The sequence below is a fragment of the Rhizorhabdus argentea genome (genome assembly GCF_037861105.1).
Classification (GTDB): Bacteria; Pseudomonadota; Alphaproteobacteria; order Sphingomonadales; family Sphingomonadaceae; genus Rhizorhabdus; species Rhizorhabdus argentea.
This window is the reverse complement of sequence record NZ_JBANFK010000003.1, coordinates 204760-221802: the sequence shown is the minus strand read 5'-3', so window position 1 is coordinate 221802 and position 17043 is coordinate 204760. Positions and strand designations below refer to the sequence as shown.

Sequence of the window (17043 nt, the reverse complement as noted above, 5' to 3'; positions counted from 1 at the left end):
CTTTCAGATCCAGTCGCTGAAATCGCCGGCCAGTTCGCGTCGCAGATGCCGCCGGGCATGGAACATCCGCGTCTTCACCGTGTCCACCGGGCAATCCATGATCTCGGCGATCTCGCGATAGCCGATCTCGTGAAAATAGCTGAGGTCGACCACCGCCCGCTGTTCTGCCGAAAGGCTGGTCAGCGCATCCAGCAATGCCGCTCGCATCCTCCGGTCCCCGGCACTTTGCTCGGGCGAACGGTCGGGACTCATCCGGTTTTCCGCGCAGATATCCTCGACCGGCTCGTCCTGCTTGCGGAGCGCCTTCATCGCCTTGCGCCAGGCAATGGTGAACAGCCAGGTCGACAGCTTGGCTCTGCCGGAAAAACTGTCGGGACGGTTCCACAGCACCAGCAATGTGTCGTCCAGCACCTCCTCCACCAGATGCGGCCGTCGCAGGATGTTCATCAGAAATCGTCCCAGCCGCGGCTGATAGTCGCGATAGAGCGCCTCGAAGGCCTTGAGGTCCCGCCGCTTGATCCGGGCGAGCAGGCGCAAGTCTTCCTCGGCGCGCACGTACGCCTTGATTTCTCCCCGAGCCGCAGTCTCGACGGTCTCCAAAGGCGACTCCTTCGCACCGCTCCATGAGTGTGCGCCAGCCGGCTCCAAGGTTCAAAATTTTTTGCGAAGGCGGTGAACCAGCCACGCTGGCTAGCGACACTCATGCCCGTTCGAAGCGACAGAGGAGGCAGGCATGTCTCGTTGGCAATCCTTTACGGTGCTGGCCGCGCTCATCCTGACGTCATCGGCCGGGGCGCAATCCGCTGCGGACAGCTGGAACGGTGCTCGCCTGCTCACCATCCAGTTGTCGAGCTTCAAGTTCGAACCCTCCGATATCATCCTGGAGCATGGGCAACCCTACACGCTGCATTTCGTGAACAGCTCGTCGGGTGGGCATGATTTTGCCGGAAAAGATTTCTTCGCCCAGGCCCGTATCAAGCCCGAGGATGCCGCAAAAGTCAGCGGCGGGCGTGTGGAACTGGGCGGAGGGGAGAGCGTCGACGTGCATCTGATCGCGCCGCAGCCTGGCAAGTACAAGGTGCGCTGCACCCATTTCATGCACAGCATGTTCGGCATGACCGGGCGGATCGTGGTGCAGTGAAAACATGGCGCACTTTCATCGATCGGCTGGTCTGGGCCGACCCGCGCCGCCGAGCGCGCAAGCTGCTGCAATTCGCCGAAGTCGAGGCGCAGGGGGCGCGTGATCTCTTCCGCGCCGCAGAGGTTGCCGGCGACCCGCAGCTTCGGCGCCGCCTCTTCGCCCATGCACGGGACGAGGTGCGTCATGCCGCGCTGTTCCAGGCACGCGGGCTGGCCCTGCGGCGAACCATGGCTGACCCCGGTCCCGACCGCGTGCTGGGCGACGGGCTCGTCCCCGGCGAACGCGGCTTCGACCGGCTGGCGGTTGAGCAGGAAGGCATGGCCGGGCTGATGGCCTTCATCCATCTGTCGGAACAGGCGGCGTCACGCGCCTTTGCCGGCTATGGCGCGGTGCTGGACCATGATCCGGAAACGCAGGCGGTCATCCGCAAGGTCGCCCGCGATGAGGAGGGGCATATGCGCTATTCGCGCGCGGAACTTAGCCGCCTGACGCCGGACCATGCCCATAGAGCCCTGTGGTCCGCGCGGCTGCGCCGGTTCTGGCGAGCCTATCTCCGCCTGGCGCTGATCCTGGCCGACCTGATCTCGAGGATCATTCTGACGCTGCTCTATTTTCTGCTGCTGGCTCCATTTGCCTGGGTCGCGAAGCGGACGGCGCGAACGGAGGCGCCCGGCTGGCGCGACTGCAGCGCGCGCCCGCGCGACAAGGGGGGAGGGCAATATTGATGAAGATCCTTGGCATTTCCGCCTTCTACCACGATGCCGCCGCTGCCCTGCTGATCGATGGGCTGCCCGTTGCCGCCGTGCAGGAAGAGCGGCTTTCGCGATGCAAGAACGACCCCGCCTTCCCCCTGCTGGCGGCAGAGTGGTGCCTCGACCGGCCCGGGCTGGAACCCGAGCAACTGGACGCGGTGATCTTCTACGAACGCCCCGCGCTCAAGTTCGACCGGGTGTTGATGACCCTGTTGCGCGGTTTTCCGCACAGCTGGCGCATCTTCCCCAAGGCGATGAAGAACATGGTCGGGGAGAAATTATGGGTTCGCGGCATCATCGGCGCGCAGCTCGGAATCCCAACCCGCCGCGTCCATTTCGCGGAGCATCATCTTTCCCACGCCGCAGCAGCCTTCCTGACCGCACCAACGGAAAAGGCCGCGATCCTGACCGCCGACGGGGTAGGCGAATGGGCGACACTTACCGTGGGCCATGCCAGCAAGCGCACGGGCGGACCAGCGGAGATCACCCTGCTGCGGGAAGTGCACTTCCCCCATTCGCTTGGCCTCTTCTATTCGGCATTCACTGCCTGGCTGGGATTCCAGGTCAATGAGGGCGAATATAAGGTCATGGGCCTTGCCGCCTATGGCACGCCGCGCTTCGCCGATGACGTGCGGAGGATAATGCAACGGACACCCGACGGCGCCTTCGCGCTCGACCTCGGCTATTTCGATTATCATCGGGCGGTGGATTCCGCTTATTCCCGCCGCTTCGTGGAACTGTTCGGCCCGCCGCGCGACCGATTCGAACCGATCGATCTGGGCACCATCCAAGGGCGGCATTATGCCGATGTCGCGGCCAGCGCACAGACGGTGCTGGAGGAAGTGATCGTCGATATCGCCGCGTCGCTTCAAAAGGAAACCGGTCTTGCCGACCTCTGCCTTGGTGGCGGCGTTGCCCTGAACGGCGTCGCCAATGCCCGCATCTTGCGCGAGGCCGGGTTCGAACGGCTGTTCGTGCCATCCGCCCCCGGCGATGCGGGCTGCGCGCTGGGCGCGGCGCTCTGGGCCGACCGCATCCTTTTCGGCCAGCCGCATCGCGACTGCCCCGATCATCCCTTCTGGGGACCGGCGGTCGCGCCGGATGATCTTGCGCGCCTTGCTGCCGAGGACGGACTTCCGTTCGAACGGGCGGATGAAGCGGAGCTGATCGGTTGCGTGGCCGATGCCATCGGGCAAGGGTCCATAATCGGATGGATGGAGGGCGCGGCAGAATTCGGCCCCCGCGCGCTGGGCCATCGCAGCATTCTGGCCGATCCGGGCGATGCGACGATGCGCGACCGCATCAACCGCGACATCAAGTTCCGCGAATCCTTCCGCCCCTTCGCGCCGGTGGTGCCTGCCGAGCACGCGGCAACCTATTTCGACCTGTCCTCCGGCAGCGCTCGCCTTGGCCGGTTCATGTCCGGCGTTTTCCCGGTCCGGCCCGAATGGCGGAACAGGCTGAGCGCCGTCACCCATGTCGACGGCACCGCACGCGTCCAGATATTGGAGGCGGACATGGCACCACGCCTCCACGCGCTGCTCGAAGCCTATGGCCATCGGGGCGGGATACCGGTTCTGCTGAATACATCGTTCAACCTCGCCGGCGATCCGATCGTCACGAATGTCGCGGAAGGCTATTCGACATTCCGCCGGGCGGGGATTGATCTGCTCGTCGCGGACGATGTGGTCGTCCACCGCGATCGGGTCCGGCACGAACAATCCGTGGAGGCTATCGCATGATCCGGCGCAAGGGACGCCTGCGGCGTCAGCTCATCATTGTCGGCAGCGCATCCGGCACCATCACAGATCTGGTTCGCGGCATGTGGCACTCGCCGGGCGGGCGGCGATGGATGATCCCGCTGGTGGTCTTTCTCTGTTCGGTGGGCGTCATTCTGACACTGGCCGCCGGTGTGGAGGCCCTGGCGCCCTTCATCTATTCGATTTTCTAGTGATGGATCGCGGTGCGTTGTCCCTGCTCGCCTGCCCCGGCTGCGGCGGATCGCTCGACGGCGCGCTCTGCTGCCAGGACTGCCGGGCCAGCTATGAGGCGACCGACGGAATAGCCAATCTGCGACTGCCAGGCGATGTCCGAACCGAACGGGTGAGGAGCTTCTACGCGGTGGCGCCATTCCCCGGCTATCCGCCACGCGACAGCATCGATTGGTTGCGCGCCCGCGCCGAGCGCAGCCAGTTTGCGCGGCTCCTCGATGCGGCGATCCCCTATGATGCACGGATCGTGGAGGTGGGCTGCGGCACCGGTCAGATGAGCCTGTACCTCGCCCGGGGCGAGCGGATCGTAATCGCCGCCGATCTGTGCCGCGCCTCCCTGACGCTCGGTCGGGAGGCGGCGAAGCGCCTCGGGATCAGCCAGGTCGAGTTTGTCGAAACCGATGTGCATCATCCCGGGCTGCGAGCCGGAGCGTTCGATATCGTCTATTGCTCGGGCGTGCTGCATCATACGCCCGAGCCATGCGTCGCATTCAGTCGCCTCGCACGCCTTGCCCGGCCCGGCGGGTTGGTGATCGTCGGCTTGTACAACAGCTATGCGCGCCTGCCGCACAGGGCGAGGCGACTGATCGCGCGACTCAGCGGCTGGCGCTGGGTTCCCGGAGACCAGGTGCTTGCCGATCGCAGGCAGCAGCCCGAAAGATATCGAGCCTGGCTGCGCGACCAATATCATCATCCGGAAGAACATACGCATACCCTAGCGCAACTACGCCATTGGTTTTCGGCCAACGGCATCGAGTATATCCGGGCTGTGCCGAGCGCACTGCTAGGTCAGGAAGGCGGATCGCAGCAATTGACCGGCATCGAAGAGGACGGCTGGTGGCTGGAAGACATCCTGGCGCAACTGAGCTGGATTGGCAGGATAGCTGCAGAAGGTGGCATGTTCGTTGTGGTTGGTCGTGCGGAGTGCAGTCGGCATTGATATGCGCCTTGCGTTCGCTGTCCGCATATCCGTCAGACTCTCCAAATGGCGGCACCGGGAGCGGTTGGCCCACCACGTGGTGACGCCCCAAGCCCTTGATCGGACCAAGCCGTTTTCGAAAGATGGTGCCGATCCGGACGCGGCGCCTAGTATCTCCACCTCACAAGCCGGTCAGCGCTCGATCAAAATAGTTCCTGTTGCAGAGGCATGACTGGCTGGACCAGCTTCGCGACATTGACCGGGATCGCGCTCATGTGCGGCATGGCGCAGATAGCTTCGAAATTGCGGTCGGCGTCGATCAGGCGGTTGACGGCGCTTCCGCGCAGCGCGGGATCTTCCTCCTCATCCGGCAATCCTCCCCAGCCATGAGACATCGATATGACCCCGGCCCGAAGATCGGGGTCGACACCTGCCACCGCCCGAACACGCCCATGCGCTGACTCGAGTTCGATGAGATCGCCAGCTGCGATATCCATCGCGACAAGGTCCGCCGGGTTGAAAAAGGCTGGGTTATTCGGCGATCGAGCCAATATCGAGTGGATATTGACGCCCGTGCTGTTGAAAAAATCCCGGTGCCGGCGCGTCGTCACCAGATAGTCGTAGGTTTTGCCATCGCGACGCCAGCCTCCTTCTGCCGCCGCTGAATGCAGGAACCGCTCCATTTCTTCCGCCACGTCGGGCGCCATGACGTCGAAGCGGCCAATGTCGCCATCGAGGGCGGGTTGGACAACCACTCCGTCCATGTCCAGCATCAGCCCGTGAGGATGATCTTTCAGGTCGTCCAATGTATATTGGGCGTCGGCGAGATAGATGGAGATGAGCTCTTCCGCGGTGGGCGGCCGTTCGGACGACAGCTTTTGCCGGCCGTTGAAGGTAAGCTGATGCCCGAGACGGGCGGCAAGCGACCAGAACACATACCAGTCGTCGACCACTTCCGATCCGGCGGGCGGCGATATCACCGGGGGCGTGTAGATACCCCACGCACCCGGCCAGAAGGCATATCCCGGCTTCAGGTGAAACTGGATATCGTGGCGTTCGAACTGCATGGTCGGGGGAAGAACATAGTGCGCCAGCCGCGTCGTCGGCGTTTCCCACGGATCGATCGACACCAGCAGCTCGAGCGAGGCCAGCGCCTTGTGCGCGCTTTGCTGATCCGGCAGCGAGGTAAGGGGATTGCCGCCATCGACGATCAGCGCGCGGATCTGTCCCTCTCCGGGCGTCAATATCTCCTCGGCGAGCGTCCCGCTGCACCGTTCGCCGAAGAAATTATTGACGCCGCGGATCCGGCTCGGTCCGTCCTGGTCCCAGGGCCGCGTCGGCGGGATGACGCGCTCATGGATCGGGTAGCGCGGAATGACGGCGTCGACCGCATGAATGGCGTCGCCCGCGCGCAGGAACCGGCCGCAGATAACGTTGAGACAGTCCACCATCTGCTGCGCGAGATTGGAAAAGGGCGCCATATCCGTGCCCGTGCCCGCATAGGCCGCGCCGGTCCTGCCGTCGCGCCCGAACATCTCCGCCACGACGCGCAGCTGTCCAGGAAGCAGGCCGGCGCGCGCTTCGACATGCTCTTCGGTCAGGGGCGCGATCGCCTTGCGCAGCCGCGCCAGCGAGTCAGGATCGACGAACCGCGCGCAGAATTCCTTATCCTCCCAGCCCTCCTCCAGGATGATGCGCAGGATGCCACCGGCGATGGCGGCGTCCTGGCCCGGCAGCGGTTGAAGCGCGAGGTCGGCAAACTGCGCGGTCTCGGTCTTGCGCGGATCGATCACGATGAGCTTCAGCCCGCGGGCCTTGGCTTGCTTGAGCTGCTTTACCGGGTCGAAGGACAGGATTCCCGGGGCGCCAAGTGAAACCAGCGGATTGATGCCGATCAACAGGCATATGTCCATGTCGTCGAACGCCTGGAGGCCGGGAAGCCATGCGCCCATCCGTCCGACCGACACGAACTTCGATGGCTGGTCGATCGTGATCGAGGTGAAATATTGGCGTGAGCCGATGGCGGCCAGAAAGTCGCGTTGCGCCGAGGTGGTGGGGGCATTCATATTCGCCCCGTTACCGCAAAACACCGCAACCGCGTCGGCGCCATCCTGATCGACGATGGAGCCCAGCCTTTCACTGATTTCGCGCAGTGCATCCTCAAGGGCGATGTGCCGGAACGAACCATCGGGCATTCGCTTCATCGGGCGGAGGAGGCGCTTCTCCCCATGATGCGCCTCCTCGGCCTGCAAGCCCTTGAAGCACGCAAAGCCGGCGGTGAGCCGGTTATCCCGGTCGCCCCGTATCGAAACGATCCGGTCATCCTGGTCGATCGTCAGGCGCACGCCGCACCCGCCCGTGCACGTGCGGCAGAAGGAAATCGCTTCGCGCAAGGCCATGTGCCCCTCCAATATGCCATATTTCTATCGCGGCCGGCATCCTGTCCGCGCCGGACTCGGAATACACTTGTCGACCAAGTAGCCGGTGTTGTTCCGGACGGGAAGATCGAGCGGTGGAAGGCGATCTTTATCCTATTACCTCTCGCACGACCGGCAGGAGCGCCTCACAGGCGTCCTCATGTCTCGGAGGTGGATGCGCGCCCATGCCGCGCGCGATGAGGCATTCCGCCTGAGCGTCACAAAGCGTGGGTGCCGGGTGTCGATCCCGGTCCAGCCGGGTCGGGCTAACGAGTCGCAGGATACTGCCGTAAGTCACTGCTAGAGACCGAATCTTGAGGACTCGGCTGGCTGGGGCGGCAGGATTCGAACCTGCGAATGGCGGCACCAAAAGCCGCTGCCTTACCACTTGGCGACGCCCCAGCATCGCGTGGTGAGCGCGCTCTTATAGGGATCGCGGCCGCGATGGGAAGCCTCGAAGATCGGTTTTCCAACGGCAGCTTACCCTCTAAGGTAGGGGCATGACGATCCTGGTCACCGGCGCCGCCGGCTTCATCGGCATGCACTGCACCCTGCGCCTGCTCGCGCGCGGCGAGGCCGTCGTCGGCATCGATAATCTCAACGATTATTATTCGGTCCAACTCAAGCAGGACCGGATCGCCCAAGCCGAGGCAGCGGGTGGCAACTATCGATTCATTCGCGGCGACTTCGCCGACCACGAGGCGCTGGACGCAGCGCTGAACGGCGTGACATTCGACCGAATCATCCACCTAGGCGCCCAGGCCGGGGTCCGCTATTCGATCGAGAACCCACGCGCCTATGCCCAGAGCAATCTGGTCGGTCATCTCAACATGCTCGAACTGGCACGGCAGCGGGGCGCGAGCCATCTCGTCTATGCGTCCTCCTCGTCGGTCTATGGTGGCAATGACAGCCTGCCCTTCCGGGTCGAGGATCGGGTCGATCATCCGCTGTCGCTCTATGCCGCCACTAAGAAGGCGGACGAGCTGATGAGCGAAACCTATGCCCATCTTTATCGCCTGCCGCAGACCGGCCTGCGCTTCTTCACTGTCTATGGGCCGTGGGGCCGGCCCGATATGGCCCTGTGGCTGTTCACCGATGCGATCTTGCGAGATCGGCCGATCTCCGTGTTCAATGGCGGGGAGATGCGGCGCGACTTCACCTATATCGACGACATCGTCAGCGGCGTGATCGCCGCGCTCGATCGTCCCCCGCTCGATGACGGCCGTGAAAAAGCGGGCGGCAGCCGCTCGCCGCATGCGGTCTACAACATCGGTAACCACCGATCCGAGGAATTGACGCAGCTCATCGCGCTGATCGAGGATGCCTGCGGCAAGCCTGCGATCAAGCAGATGAAGCCGATGCAGCCAGGGGACGTGCGCGAGACCTTCGCGGACATCAGCGCGATCGAGCGCGACCTTGGCTTTCACCCCAAAACCAGCATAGCCGACGGCGTACCGCGCTTCGTCAACTGGTTCCGCGACTATCATGGAATATAGCGCGATGGGAGCGGATCCGATGCGTCGATGGCTCATTTCCGGCATGGCGCTGCTGAGCCTGGCCGCCTGCAGACAGCCGGAGCCGAAGCCGGCCGAGCAGGACACGAGTGGTGGTCCCCAGATCGCGACCAGCATCGACGACTATGCGCTGCCGGTGGATCGTTCGGCGGAGATTACCGCGATCGACGCGGCAACCGGAGATGCGGCGGGCATGCCCAAGGATGGCGGTCCAGTCATCGTCATGCCGAAACCAGAAGCGCAACCATCCGTTGAGGCCGCAGCCGCGCCGACCATCGCGGCTCCTGCGCCGGCAACGGCCGCACCGCTGGTGACGCCACCTGCGCCGCCACCGGCCACATCCGTTGCGGGCGACTGAGCCGGCAAGAAAGGCTGAACATCATGGATGAGGATGATCTGAAGGCTCGTGCGATCGCGCTATATGACCGTTTCACCCATGGCACACAGGACCGTCGCAGCTTCATGGCCGATATGACGCGGCTGGCGGGCAGCGCGGCGGCGGCGCAGATACTCGCCGCCTCGATTGCCGCCGACCCTGCCGCAGCCGCAGTGATCGCCGAGGACGACAAGCGTCTGAACGCCAGGATGGTACACTGGAAGGGCGCAAACGGGCACCAGCTATTCGGCTATATGGCTATCCCGAAAAAGCATGCGAAGAAGCCGGCGGCGGTGCTGGTGATCCACGAAAACCGCGGTCTGCAACCCTATACGCGGGACGTCGCGCGGCGGCTTGCAGTTGCGGGGTTTGTCGGCCTGGCGCTGGATTTCCTGTCGCCCCAGGGCGGCACGCCTGCCGATGAGGACAAGGCGCGCCAGATGATCGGTGCCCTGGATCTGGGCGCGGCCACCGCCGACGGGGTCGCGACGATCGACTGGCTGTCGACCCAGAAGCTGCTGAGCGGCAAGGTCGGTGCGGTCGGCTTCTGCTGGGGCGGCGCGATGGCAGACCGGCTCGCCGTGAACGCCGGCGCGGCGCTGAAGGCTGCCTGCGCCTTCTACGGCCCTCCCCCTCCGCCGGCCGATGCGGCCAGGGTAAAGGCGGCCATGCTGCTCCATTATGCCGGTACAGACGACCGGGTGAATGCCGGCGCAGGTCCATGGGTCGATGCACTTAGGGCAGCCGGGGTCGACGTCCGGCGGTTCGACTATCCGGGCACCCAGCACGCCTTTCACAACGACAGTTCGGCCGCGCGCTACGATGCCCAAGCGGCGAACCTCGCCTGGGATAGAACGATCGCGTTTTTCAAGGAGAAGCTGGCATGAGCGACGAGATAGTGTTCTATCATAATCCTCGCTCGCGAGCGCAGATGGCGCACTGGATGCTCGAAGAGGTCGGCGCGCCTTACCGGATCGTCCCGATCGATTTCGAGAAGGGCGAGAACCGCACGCCCGAGTTCCTGGCAATCAACCCAATGGGCAAGCTGCCGACGATCGTCCACCGCGGTGTCGCCGTCACCGAGACGGCGGCGATTATCGGTTATCTTGCCGATGCCTTCCCGACTGCAGGGCTCGCCCCAGCGCTCGACGATCCTGCGAGGGGGACCTGGTTTCGTTGGCTGGTGTTCGGCGCCAGCGCGTTCGAGCCGGCGCTGCTCGACACCATGATGAAGCGGCCGGAGGCGCCACGGGCCAACGTCGGCTATGGCAGCTACGACGAGGTGCTGGGGGCGCTCGAGACGATGCTGGAGCCAGGTCCGTGGATCCTCGGCGAAAGGTTCAGCGCCGCCGACGTTTATTTGGGAGCGGAGTTGGCTTGGGCAGCATCTTTTGGCGCGCCCGGCATCGTCGAGCGCCCCAGGTTGGCCGCCTATATCGAGCGCGCCAAGGCCCGCCCCGCATATCAGCGGACAATCAGCGCCTGAATTTCCAGGCGAGCCGGAAAATGCGCGGCCCGTCCACCAGGTAGCGGCGCCAGAGCCGCCTTGGATTACCCAGCAGCCGGTGCAGCCATTCGAGCGAGAGCCGCTGCATCCAGCGTGGCGCGCGTGCCGCCCGCCCGGTCAGGAAGTCGATCGCGGCGCCGATGCACAATGCGGTGCCGCGTGCGTCGGGCAGCGCCTTGATCGCGGCAGCGATCAGCTCCTGCTGGGGCGAGCCGACTGCGATCAGGATGAAGCGAGCGCCGCTATCGGCGGCAGTCCGGGCCGCTGCTTCGCGGGCAGCCGCATCGCTGCGCAAGTCCATAGGGGGAACATGCTGGACGACCTCTATATCGCGCCTGAGCGCGGCCAGCCTTTCGGCATCGCCAGGATGACCACCGATTACGCAGAGCCGGTCGCCGGGCGCCGCCACATCGATGATCAGCCGCCGGGTCAGGTCGCTTCCAGGCACGACCGGCAGCCTTATCCCCTGCAGCGAGGCGAGCAGCGACAACACCCTGCTATCGCACAGCCGCCACGCCGCATGACGATAGGCGCGCCGCTCTTCGCTATCGCGGCCGAGTTTGGACAACCGCACCACATGGTCGACATTGGGAGTCACAAGATAAGCGAAGGCCTTTTCGGCGGAGCGCTCCCGGAGCAGCTCGACCACCGCCGCTTCGTCGAGTTGTTCGAAGCTCAGGCCCAGATAGTCCATACCCACCCCACCCGGAGACCATAGCGGCGCGCGGACAAAGAAAAAGGCCCGGCGTTTCCGCCGGGCCCGAAAGATTGCGGCTATGCTACGATCAGCGTCGATCGCCCATGAAGCGCAGCAGGAACATGAACATGTTGATGAAATCGAGGTAGAGCGTCAGCGCGCCCATCACCACCGACTTGCCGACGAAATCAGTCCCCGACACATGATAATACATGCTCTTGATCTTCTGCGTGTCGTAGGCGGTAAGGCCGGCGAACAGCAGCACACCGATCGCGCTGATGACCAGGCTCATCATAGACGACTGCAGGAACAAGTTGATCAGCATCGCGACCAGCAGCCCGATGACGCCCATTATAAGGAAGGTGCCGAAGCCCGACAGATCCTTCTTGGTGGTATAGCCATAGAGGCTGAGGCCCGCGAACGCCGCCGCCGAGGCGAAGAAGGTCTGTGCAACCGACGCCTGGGTGTAGCTCACGAAGATCGTCGAGGTCGACAGACCCATCGACACAGCGAACGCCCAGAACAGTGCTTGGGCCGTGAACGTCGACAAGCGATTGATGCCGAAGCTCAGCACCATCACGAACGCGAGCGGCGACAGCACGATCAGCCAATTGAGCATGCCCAGCGACTGCAGATTGGCCGCAGCGATTTCGGGCGACTCATTGAAGCCCATCATCTGAGCGAAGAACAGCGCAACGACGCCCGTCAGCAGAACGCCCGACGCCATGTAATTATAGATCGAGAGCATGTAGGACCGCAGCCCAGCATCGAAAGCCGCCTCGGCCACACCGGCCCTTGTCGCGGCAGGCGCGGCAGTCGCTCGGGGGTCAGACCAGTTTGCCATGATGTAAAAACTCTCCAATGAAAGCGGCGGAATGCCACTCACCGAACAATATCGGCCTAACCCGAAGCTTTTTCAAGCGGATCACGCGTTAAACAGCGGGAACGCCCTTGCGTTACCGTCTCAGCTGGGGCGACAAGAGGCGATGCATCGGCTTTTCGTTGCCCTGCGCCCGCCGCGGCCGATCCGCGATGCGCTGCTCGCCGCAATGGGCGGGATTCAGGGTGCTCGCTGGCAGAGTGACGACCAGCTCCACCTGACGCTGCGCTTTATCGGGAATGTCGACCGCCACGTTGCCGAGGATATAGCCGCGGTGCTCGGCTCGGTTGCCCACCCCGCGATCACCGCCCGACTGGACGGCATCGGCTGCTTCGACCGCCGCGGGCGCATCGATACGATTTGGGCCGGCGTGGCGCCGCGCGACCCGCTGCGCTCGCTCCATGTCGCCGTGACAGGTGCACTGTCTCGCGCTGGCGTCGCACGGGAGGCCCGCGCCTACATGCCCCATATCACTATCGCGCGCTTTGCCCGTGGTTCCGAACCGCCGCTGCCGCTGCCGATGGACAATCTATGGCCTGCGCCGGTGGAAGCGCGGTTCGACCATTTCGTGCTGTACGAAAGCGAACTTGGCGCGGCGGGTGCGACCTATTCGGCTATCGCACGCTACCCGCTAGGCTGAGCCGCCCGCCCCACCGTCCAGCCATGGTCACCAGGCCAAGATCAGTGCGCCTTGACGATGCCGCACGCCAGGCGCCCGCCGGCATTGCCGGTCGGATCGGTCTTGTAGTCGTCCTGCCCGGCGTGGATCACGATCGCTGCTCCGTCGGCGTCCAACAGCGGCTCGCTGCCGCCTTCCAGCGTGGCGCCTTTGATCGTGGTGTCGAGCGTGCCGATGCCATCCGCACCGACCGTCATATTCGGCATGTCACCCATATGGGCGCCTGCGGGGTTGTCATGGCCATGCTGCTTCTTTTCCGGGTTCCAATGGCCGCCTGCGCTGGCGAAGTCCGGACCGGTACAGGTGCCGGTGGTGTGCACATGGACCGCATGCACGCCGGCCGGCAGGCCGACGCCTCTCACCTGTACATGAACGCCGTCCTTCGCCTGCATCAGCATGGCTTGGCCACGAGTCTGGCCCTGCGCATCGACGATGTCCGCCATGGCATGTCCGACAGCAGCGGATGCGGTGGCGGTGGCGAGCAACATGGCGCCGACAGCAACCAGAGACGTGCAAAAGGCGGATTTTGTCCGAGACATTCTCATCTCCTGTCAGGCTATTCGGGGCGGACACGATCATGCCGCATGGAGGGATGCGAATAAAGTCTCGACGCAAAGAAAAAGGGCTGACCCGAAGGCCAGCCCCAATTCTTGCAGTCATCGAGATCGATGACCGTACCGCTTACATGCCAGTGCCGAATGTAATTTCGACGCGGCGGTTCTGCGGCTCGCGGACACCGTCCGCGGTGTCGACCAGCGGGCGGCTTTCACCGAACGCTTCAGTCGCAATCGCGCTGTCCGGAACACCCTTACCGGCAAGGTAAGCCTTCACCGCGTCGGCACGACGCTGCGAGAGACCGACATTGTACTGGTCGCTGCCCGACTTGTCGGCGTGGCCAGCAAGCTGGACCCGCGCCTGGCCGGTCGTGGCATAGGCATTCGCGGCGTTGTCGAGGATCGAAGCAGCTTCCGCCGTGATGTCCGACTTATCCCAGTCGAAGAACACGATGAACGGACCCGGAGCTTCAGCCACCGGCGGCGGCGGAGGCGGAGGGGGCGGCGGAGGCGGAGGCGGAGGGGGCGGCGGCGGCGGCGGCGGAGCAGCCGGTTCGCCGAAGTTGTAGACGAGGCTCAGCAGCAAGCTGTGCGAGCGCCACTTGCCCTTATATTCCGCGTTGGCAACGTCGTGGGTCCTGACCTTGTCGACGTTGAAGAAGCGATACTTCAGGCCGACGTCGACATTGGTCGTCACCGGATAGCGGACACCGGCGATCGCCTGCCAGGCGAACTTGGAGTCGCTGTCGTTCAGGAAGTCGTTGCCCGAGACGTTGTAGCCCGAGAACTTGACGCGAGCGACACCGGCACCGCCGCCGAGATAACCCGAGATACCCTCCTCGCCGCCGAAGTCGAGCAGGCCGTTGACCATGAAGCTGAGCGCGCTGTTCTTGCCCGACGCTTCCGGATAAACTCCGTTAGGTGCGCCGACGCCGCCAGTATTGGCAGGCGTCCGCAGTGGCCCCGTCGTGATGCTGTTGACGCGATTGCGCTTGTAGCCGACTTCGCCTTCCAGACGGAACATGCCGAAGTCGTAGCCGACGATGCCATCGACATCCCAACCGGCCTTGGTATCAACAGTGGTCTGACCAGTACCCGCGCCCGGAAGCGTGGACGGGCCGACGTCGAACTTGATATCCTCCAGGATCATCGCGCCGCCTTCGACACCGACGTACCAGGCGTTATCACGAGCAAAGGCCGGCGCCGCGAGCGCGGTCGAAGCGAGCGCTGCCAGGATGGCTAGCTTGCGCATATAATTCCCCTTTCCAACAAGTTCCAATGCGGAACGTGTGTTTAACTAACCCATTCTCCCGGAGCCGTGCAAGCGGCTCCGTTTCCGGTGCGTACCGATGTGCACTGGAATTCCATTCCGGTAGCGCATCGGATTTCCCAGACAGCCGCTAAACGACCGTTTCGGCAAAGGGTTGCCTGACCCCTGAAAAATATCACGACTGTTCGTATATGTTGCACATATGCAACAGTGTGTAAGGTGATTATTTCGTCAAAGGAACGAGAATTTCGTTGGAGTGGACGGTTCCTGGTTCGAGAGGCGAATTATAATAGGCGTGCTCCGCCGTCCCGGCCGAAGATTTGCGCTGCGCCTTGATCCACCGCTGGAGCTCGGCCGTTTTTGCCGCGAACAGCCGATCGGTCGGCTTGCCCGGCACCGCGATCACCGCCACTTCCCGCGGCGGAATTTCATCGAGCAGGATGTCAGCACCGGGCGGCTCCATCTGCGCGCGATCCTGGCCCTCCGGCAATGGGAACCGGATGCGCCAGGCGCCTCCTCCGATGGGCAGCGTCAATACCGGCATCGTGATCGGAATCTCTTCGCCCTCGCGCCCTTCGCCGAACATGTAGCTGGCCAACAGGCCGAAGCCGTTGCCCAGCGCCCGGTCGCGGGAACCTTGCTGGATCGTTTCGATTATCGGAAGCGCCGGATAGCGGCGGATCTCAAAGGCGCCGTCGGTCAACACGCGTTCGTAACGCGGCGATTTGGCGGCCCGTTGCCTGAGGTAGATATAGGCCGCGCCGGCGGCGGCGGCCGTCGCCACGCCCGCCAGTATCTTGCCCCAACCGATCTTCGCCATGCGCACACACCTCCGCGCCGGCGGATACCCCGCGCCCCGATGAATTGCCAGTTGTTCGGGCTGGTCGGGGATCGAAGCGGGCCAGCTTACATGATTGCCAGCATTCGCAAGCGCGCGCATCATCCTGCCATTGCATAATTTTTCGCAGGATCATCATGTCCAAACCCACCGAAGCAGACCTCAGCGGCACCACGCCGCGTCGTCGCCCCAAGTCGGAGATCCTCGAGATCGGCGGCCGCCGCCTGAGACCATCCACGCTCATGATGGGCCATGGCTATGATCCGGCGCTGTCGGAAGGCGCCCTGAAGCCGCCGATCTTCCTCACCTCCACCTTCGTGTTCGAGAGCGCCGCGGCCGGAAAACGGCACTTCGAGGGCATCACAGGCAAGCGGCCAGGCGGCGCGGAGGGCCTCGTCTACTCGCGCTTCAACGGACCCGACCAGGAGATATTGGAGGATCGGCTGGGCATCTGGGAAGATGCGGAAGATGCGCTCAGCTTCTCCAGCGGCATGTCGGCCATCGCGACGCTGATGCTGGCCCTCGTCCAGCCCGGCGACGTTATCGTCCACTCCTCCCCACTATACGCCGCGACCGAAACGCTGATCGCGCGGATCCTCGGGCGCTTCGGGGTGTCCTGGCTGGATTTCCCGGCTGGCGCCACTGTCGAGGAAATCGGCGTCGTGCTCGAATCCGCCAAGGCCAAGGGCCGCCTGGCGTTCATCTATCTCGAAAGTCCCGCGAACCCCACCAATGCACTGGTGGACGTGGAGGGTGTCAGGGATGCCCGAGCTGCGCTGTTCGACGACGACGAGCGACCGCCGATCGTCATCGACAACACATTTTTGGGGCCGCTCTGGTCGAAACCCCTCAAACACGGCGCGGATTTGGTGGTCTACTCACTCACCAAATATGCGGGCGGACACAGCGACCTCGTCGCCGGCGGCGTGGTCGGCGCCAAGGCGCTGCTCGATCCGGTGCGCGCGATGCGGAACACGATCGGTACGATCACCGATCCGAACACCGCGTGGATGCTGCTGCGCTCGCTGGAAACGCTGGAACTCAGGATGAGTCGCGCCGGCGAAAATGCCGCCAAGGTGTGCGAATGGCTTCGGCACCAACCGCAGGTCGAGCGGGTCGCCTATCTCGGCTTTCTCGATCCCGGTTCACGACAGGCCGACATATTCGATCGCCACTGCGATGGCGCCGGATCGACTTTCTCTCTCTATCTGAAGGGTGGTGAAAGCGAGGCCTTCGCGTTTCTCGACGCTCTCAAAATTGCGAAGCTGGCGGTCAGCCTGGGCGGCACCGAGACGCTGGCGAGCCATCCAGCGGGAATGACCCATTTGTCGGTATCGGACGAGCGCAAGAAGGCGCTCGACATCGGCGACAATCTGGTGCGCATCTCGATCGGCATCGAGGATCCCGACGATCTGATCGCAGATTTCGACCAGGCGCTCAAGGCAATAGGCTGACCGGCTGCTCCACCGGCCGGGTGCTCACGGCCGTTGGAGCAGCGTCGGGACAAA

The 17043-nt window shown here is 63.9% G+C and carries 18 protein-coding genes, 1 tRNA gene and 1 pseudogene; 12 read left to right on the top strand and 8 right to left on the bottom strand.

The genetic code is table 11. The annotated features are described in order from the left end of the window. Positions 1–3: 3 nt before the first annotated feature. The gene (locus tag AAC645_RS04025) at positions 4–600 is read right to left on the bottom strand and encodes an RNA polymerase sigma factor (RefSeq protein WP_340314032.1); all 597 of its coding nucleotides are present in this window, start codon (positions 598–600) and stop codon (positions 4–6) included. 133 nt (positions 601–733) lie between these two features. On the opposite strand from AAC645_RS04025, the gene AAC645_RS04020 reads away from it, so the two are divergent. The 5 genes from AAC645_RS04020 to AAC645_RS04000 are packed head-to-tail and all read left to right on the top strand — an operon-like array spanning position 734 to position 4824. Continuing rightward, complete coding sequence (locus AAC645_RS04020; RefSeq protein ID WP_340314031.1) at positions 734–1141, top strand: cupredoxin domain-containing protein; 408 nt, start codon at positions 734–736, stop codon at positions 1139–1141. Beyond that, entirely contained in the window at positions 1138–1866 is a 729-nt protein-coding gene (locus tag AAC645_RS04015; RefSeq protein ID WP_340314029.1) for a ferritin-like domain-containing protein, read from the top strand. Before AAC645_RS04020 ends, AAC645_RS04015 begins: the two co-directional genes overlap by 4 nt. After that, the gene (locus AAC645_RS04010) at positions 1866–3635 is read left to right on the top strand and encodes a carbamoyltransferase family protein (protein WP_340314028.1); all 1770 of its coding nucleotides are present in this window, start codon (positions 1866–1868) and stop codon (positions 3633–3635) included. The genes AAC645_RS04015 and AAC645_RS04010 overlap by 1 nt, the downstream gene beginning before the upstream one ends. Then, positions 3632–3844, top strand: coding sequence for a DUF5989 family protein (locus tag AAC645_RS04005; RefSeq protein WP_340314027.1), 213 nt, complete (start codon positions 3632–3634; stop codon positions 3842–3844). The genes AAC645_RS04010 and AAC645_RS04005 overlap by 4 nt, the downstream gene beginning before the upstream one ends. Positions 3845–3861: 17 nt before the next feature. Beyond that, positions 3862–4824 carry a class I SAM-dependent methyltransferase gene (locus AAC645_RS04000; RefSeq protein WP_340314025.1) on the top strand — a complete coding sequence of 321 codons (963 nt, stop codon included), beginning with the start codon at positions 3862–3864 and terminating at the stop codon, positions 4822–4824. Positions 4825–5006: 182 nt separating this feature from the next. Here the strand turns inward: AAC645_RS04000 and AAC645_RS03995 are convergent, their stop codons facing one another. Together AAC645_RS03995 and AAC645_RS03990 are read right to left on the bottom strand one after the other, a co-directional pair. Next, a complete protein-coding gene (locus tag AAC645_RS03995; RefSeq protein ID WP_340314023.1) occupies positions 5007–7202 on the bottom strand; it encodes a molybdopterin-containing oxidoreductase family protein in 2196 nt (731 codons plus the stop codon). 345 nt (positions 7203–7547) lie between these two features. Then, positions 7548–7622, bottom strand: a tRNA-Gln gene (locus tag AAC645_RS03990). Positions 7623–7720: 98 nt separating this feature from the next. Between AAC645_RS03990 and AAC645_RS03985 the strand changes: the two genes are divergently transcribed. From AAC645_RS03985 to AAC645_RS20385, 5 genes and pseudogenes are all read left to right on the top strand, one after another. Beyond that, the gene (locus tag AAC645_RS03985; RefSeq protein WP_340314021.1) at positions 7721–8716 is read left to right on the top strand and encodes a GDP-mannose 4,6-dehydratase; all 996 of its coding nucleotides are present in this window, start codon (positions 7721–7723) and stop codon (positions 8714–8716) included. Between the two features lie 19 nt (positions 8717–8735). Then, complete coding sequence (locus AAC645_RS03980; protein ID WP_340314019.1) at positions 8736–9092, top strand: hypothetical protein; 357 nt, start codon at positions 8736–8738, stop codon at positions 9090–9092. A 23-nt stretch (positions 9093–9115) separates the two neighbouring features. Continuing rightward, positions 9116–9997 carry a dienelactone hydrolase family protein gene (locus AAC645_RS03975; RefSeq protein WP_340314018.1) on the top strand — a complete coding sequence of 294 codons (882 nt, stop codon included), beginning with the start codon at positions 9116–9118 and terminating at the stop codon, positions 9995–9997. Continuing rightward, positions 9994–10212 (top strand): annotated as a pseudogene (locus AAC645_RS20390) (glutathione S-transferase N-terminal domain-containing protein); the annotation flags it as partial. The gene AAC645_RS03975 and the pseudogene AAC645_RS20390, both read left to right, overlap by 4 nt. Before the next feature lie 123 nt (positions 10213–10335). Beyond that, complete coding sequence (locus AAC645_RS20385; RefSeq protein ID WP_422785790.1) at positions 10336–10596, top strand: glutathione S-transferase C-terminal domain-containing protein; 261 nt, start codon at positions 10336–10338, stop codon at positions 10594–10596. Here the strand turns inward: AAC645_RS20385 and AAC645_RS03965 are convergent. Together AAC645_RS03965 and AAC645_RS03960 are read right to left on the bottom strand one after the other, a co-directional pair. After that, the gene (locus AAC645_RS03965; RefSeq protein ID WP_340314016.1) at positions 10586–11311 is read right to left on the bottom strand and encodes a WecB/TagA/CpsF family glycosyltransferase; all 726 of its coding nucleotides are present in this window, start codon (positions 11309–11311) and stop codon (positions 10586–10588) included. The two genes, AAC645_RS20385 and AAC645_RS03965, sit on opposite strands and share 11 nt — an antisense overlap. A 91-nt stretch (positions 11312–11402) precedes the next feature. Then, entirely contained in the window at positions 11403–12158 is a 756-nt protein-coding gene (locus AAC645_RS03960; protein ID WP_340314015.1) for a Bax inhibitor-1/YccA family protein, read from the bottom strand. Positions 12159–12300: 142 nt separating this feature from the next. Between AAC645_RS03960 and thpR the strand changes: the two genes are divergently transcribed. After that, entirely contained in the window at positions 12301–12834 is a 534-nt protein-coding gene (gene thpR / locus AAC645_RS03955; protein ID WP_340314014.1) for an RNA 2',3'-cyclic phosphodiesterase, read from the top strand. A 41-nt stretch (positions 12835–12875) separates the two neighbouring features. On the opposite strand, the gene AAC645_RS03950 is transcribed toward thpR, so the two are convergent. The 3 genes from AAC645_RS03950 to AAC645_RS03940 all read right to left on the bottom strand — a co-directional run bounded on the left by AAC645_RS03950 (position 12876) and on the right by AAC645_RS03940 (position 15517). Then, entirely contained in the window at positions 12876–13412 is a 537-nt protein-coding gene (locus AAC645_RS03950; RefSeq protein WP_340314012.1) for a superoxide dismutase family protein, read from the bottom strand. A gap of 142 nt (positions 13413–13554) precedes the next feature. Beyond that, positions 13555–14679, bottom strand: a complete 1125-nt coding sequence (locus AAC645_RS03945; protein ID WP_340314010.1) for an OmpA family protein — start codon at positions 14677–14679, stop codon at positions 13555–13557. A 241-nt stretch (positions 14680–14920) separates the two neighbouring features. Continuing rightward, entirely contained in the window at positions 14921–15517 is a 597-nt protein-coding gene (locus AAC645_RS03940) for an SOUL family heme-binding protein (protein ID WP_340314008.1), read from the bottom strand. A 155-nt stretch (positions 15518–15672) separates the two neighbouring features. Here AAC645_RS03940 and AAC645_RS03935 point away from each other — a divergent pair, with 155 nt between their 5' ends. Beyond that, positions 15673–16989 (top strand): cystathionine gamma-synthase family protein, encoded by a 1317-nt coding sequence (locus AAC645_RS03935; protein ID WP_340314006.1) that lies wholly within the window; start codon positions 15673–15675, stop codon positions 16987–16989. Positions 16990–17043 lie beyond the last annotated feature (54 nt).

Excerpts from the sequence above, each read along its gene's own strand:
- AAC645_RS03985 (WP_340314021.1), top strand. The coding sequence starts at position 7,721 with ATGACGATCCTGGTCACCGGCGCCGCCGGCTTCATCGGCATGCACTGC.
- AAC645_RS04010 (WP_340314028.1), top strand. The coding sequence starts at position 1,866 with ATGAAGATCCTTGGCATTTCCGCCTTCTACCACGATGCCGCCGCTGCC.
- AAC645_RS03940 (WP_340314008.1), bottom strand. The coding sequence starts at position 15,517 with ATGGCGAAGATCGGTTGGGGCAAGATACTGGCGGGCGTGGCGACGGCC.
- AAC645_RS04005 (WP_340314027.1), top strand. The coding sequence starts at position 3,632 with ATGATCCGGCGCAAGGGACGCCTGCGGCGTCAGCTCATCATTGTCGGC.
- AAC645_RS03975 (WP_340314018.1), top strand. The coding sequence starts at position 9,116 with ATGGATGAGGATGATCTGAAGGCTCGTGCGATCGCGCTATATGACCGT.
- AAC645_RS03950 (WP_340314012.1), bottom strand. The coding sequence starts at position 13,412 with ATGTCTCGGACAAAATCCGCCTTTTGCACGTCTCTGGTTGCTGTCGGC.
- thpR (WP_340314014.1), top strand. The coding sequence starts at position 12,301 with ATGCATCGGCTTTTCGTTGCCCTGCGCCCGCCGCGGCCGATCCGCGAT.
- AAC645_RS03945 (WP_340314010.1), bottom strand. The coding sequence starts at position 14,679 with ATGCGCAAGCTAGCCATCCTGGCAGCGCTCGCTTCGACCGCGCTCGCG.
- AAC645_RS04020 (WP_340314031.1), top strand. The coding sequence starts at position 734 with ATGTCTCGTTGGCAATCCTTTACGGTGCTGGCCGCGCTCATCCTGACG.
- AAC645_RS03980 (WP_340314019.1), top strand. The coding sequence starts at position 8,736 with ATGCGTCGATGGCTCATTTCCGGCATGGCGCTGCTGAGCCTGGCCGCC.
- AAC645_RS20385 (WP_422785790.1), top strand. The coding sequence starts at position 10,336 with ATGATGAAGCGGCCGGAGGCGCCACGGGCCAACGTCGGCTATGGCAGC.
- AAC645_RS03935 (WP_340314006.1), top strand. The coding sequence starts at position 15,673 with ATGTCCAAACCCACCGAAGCAGACCTCAGCGGCACCACGCCGCGTCGT.
- AAC645_RS03965 (WP_340314016.1), bottom strand. The coding sequence starts at position 11,311 with ATGGACTATCTGGGCCTGAGCTTCGAACAACTCGACGAAGCGGCGGTG.
- AAC645_RS03995 (WP_340314023.1), bottom strand. The coding sequence starts at position 7,202 with ATGGCCTTGCGCGAAGCGATTTCCTTCTGCCGCACGTGCACGGGCGGG.
- AAC645_RS03960 (WP_340314015.1), bottom strand. The coding sequence starts at position 12,158 with ATGGCAAACTGGTCTGACCCCCGAGCGACTGCCGCGCCTGCCGCGACA.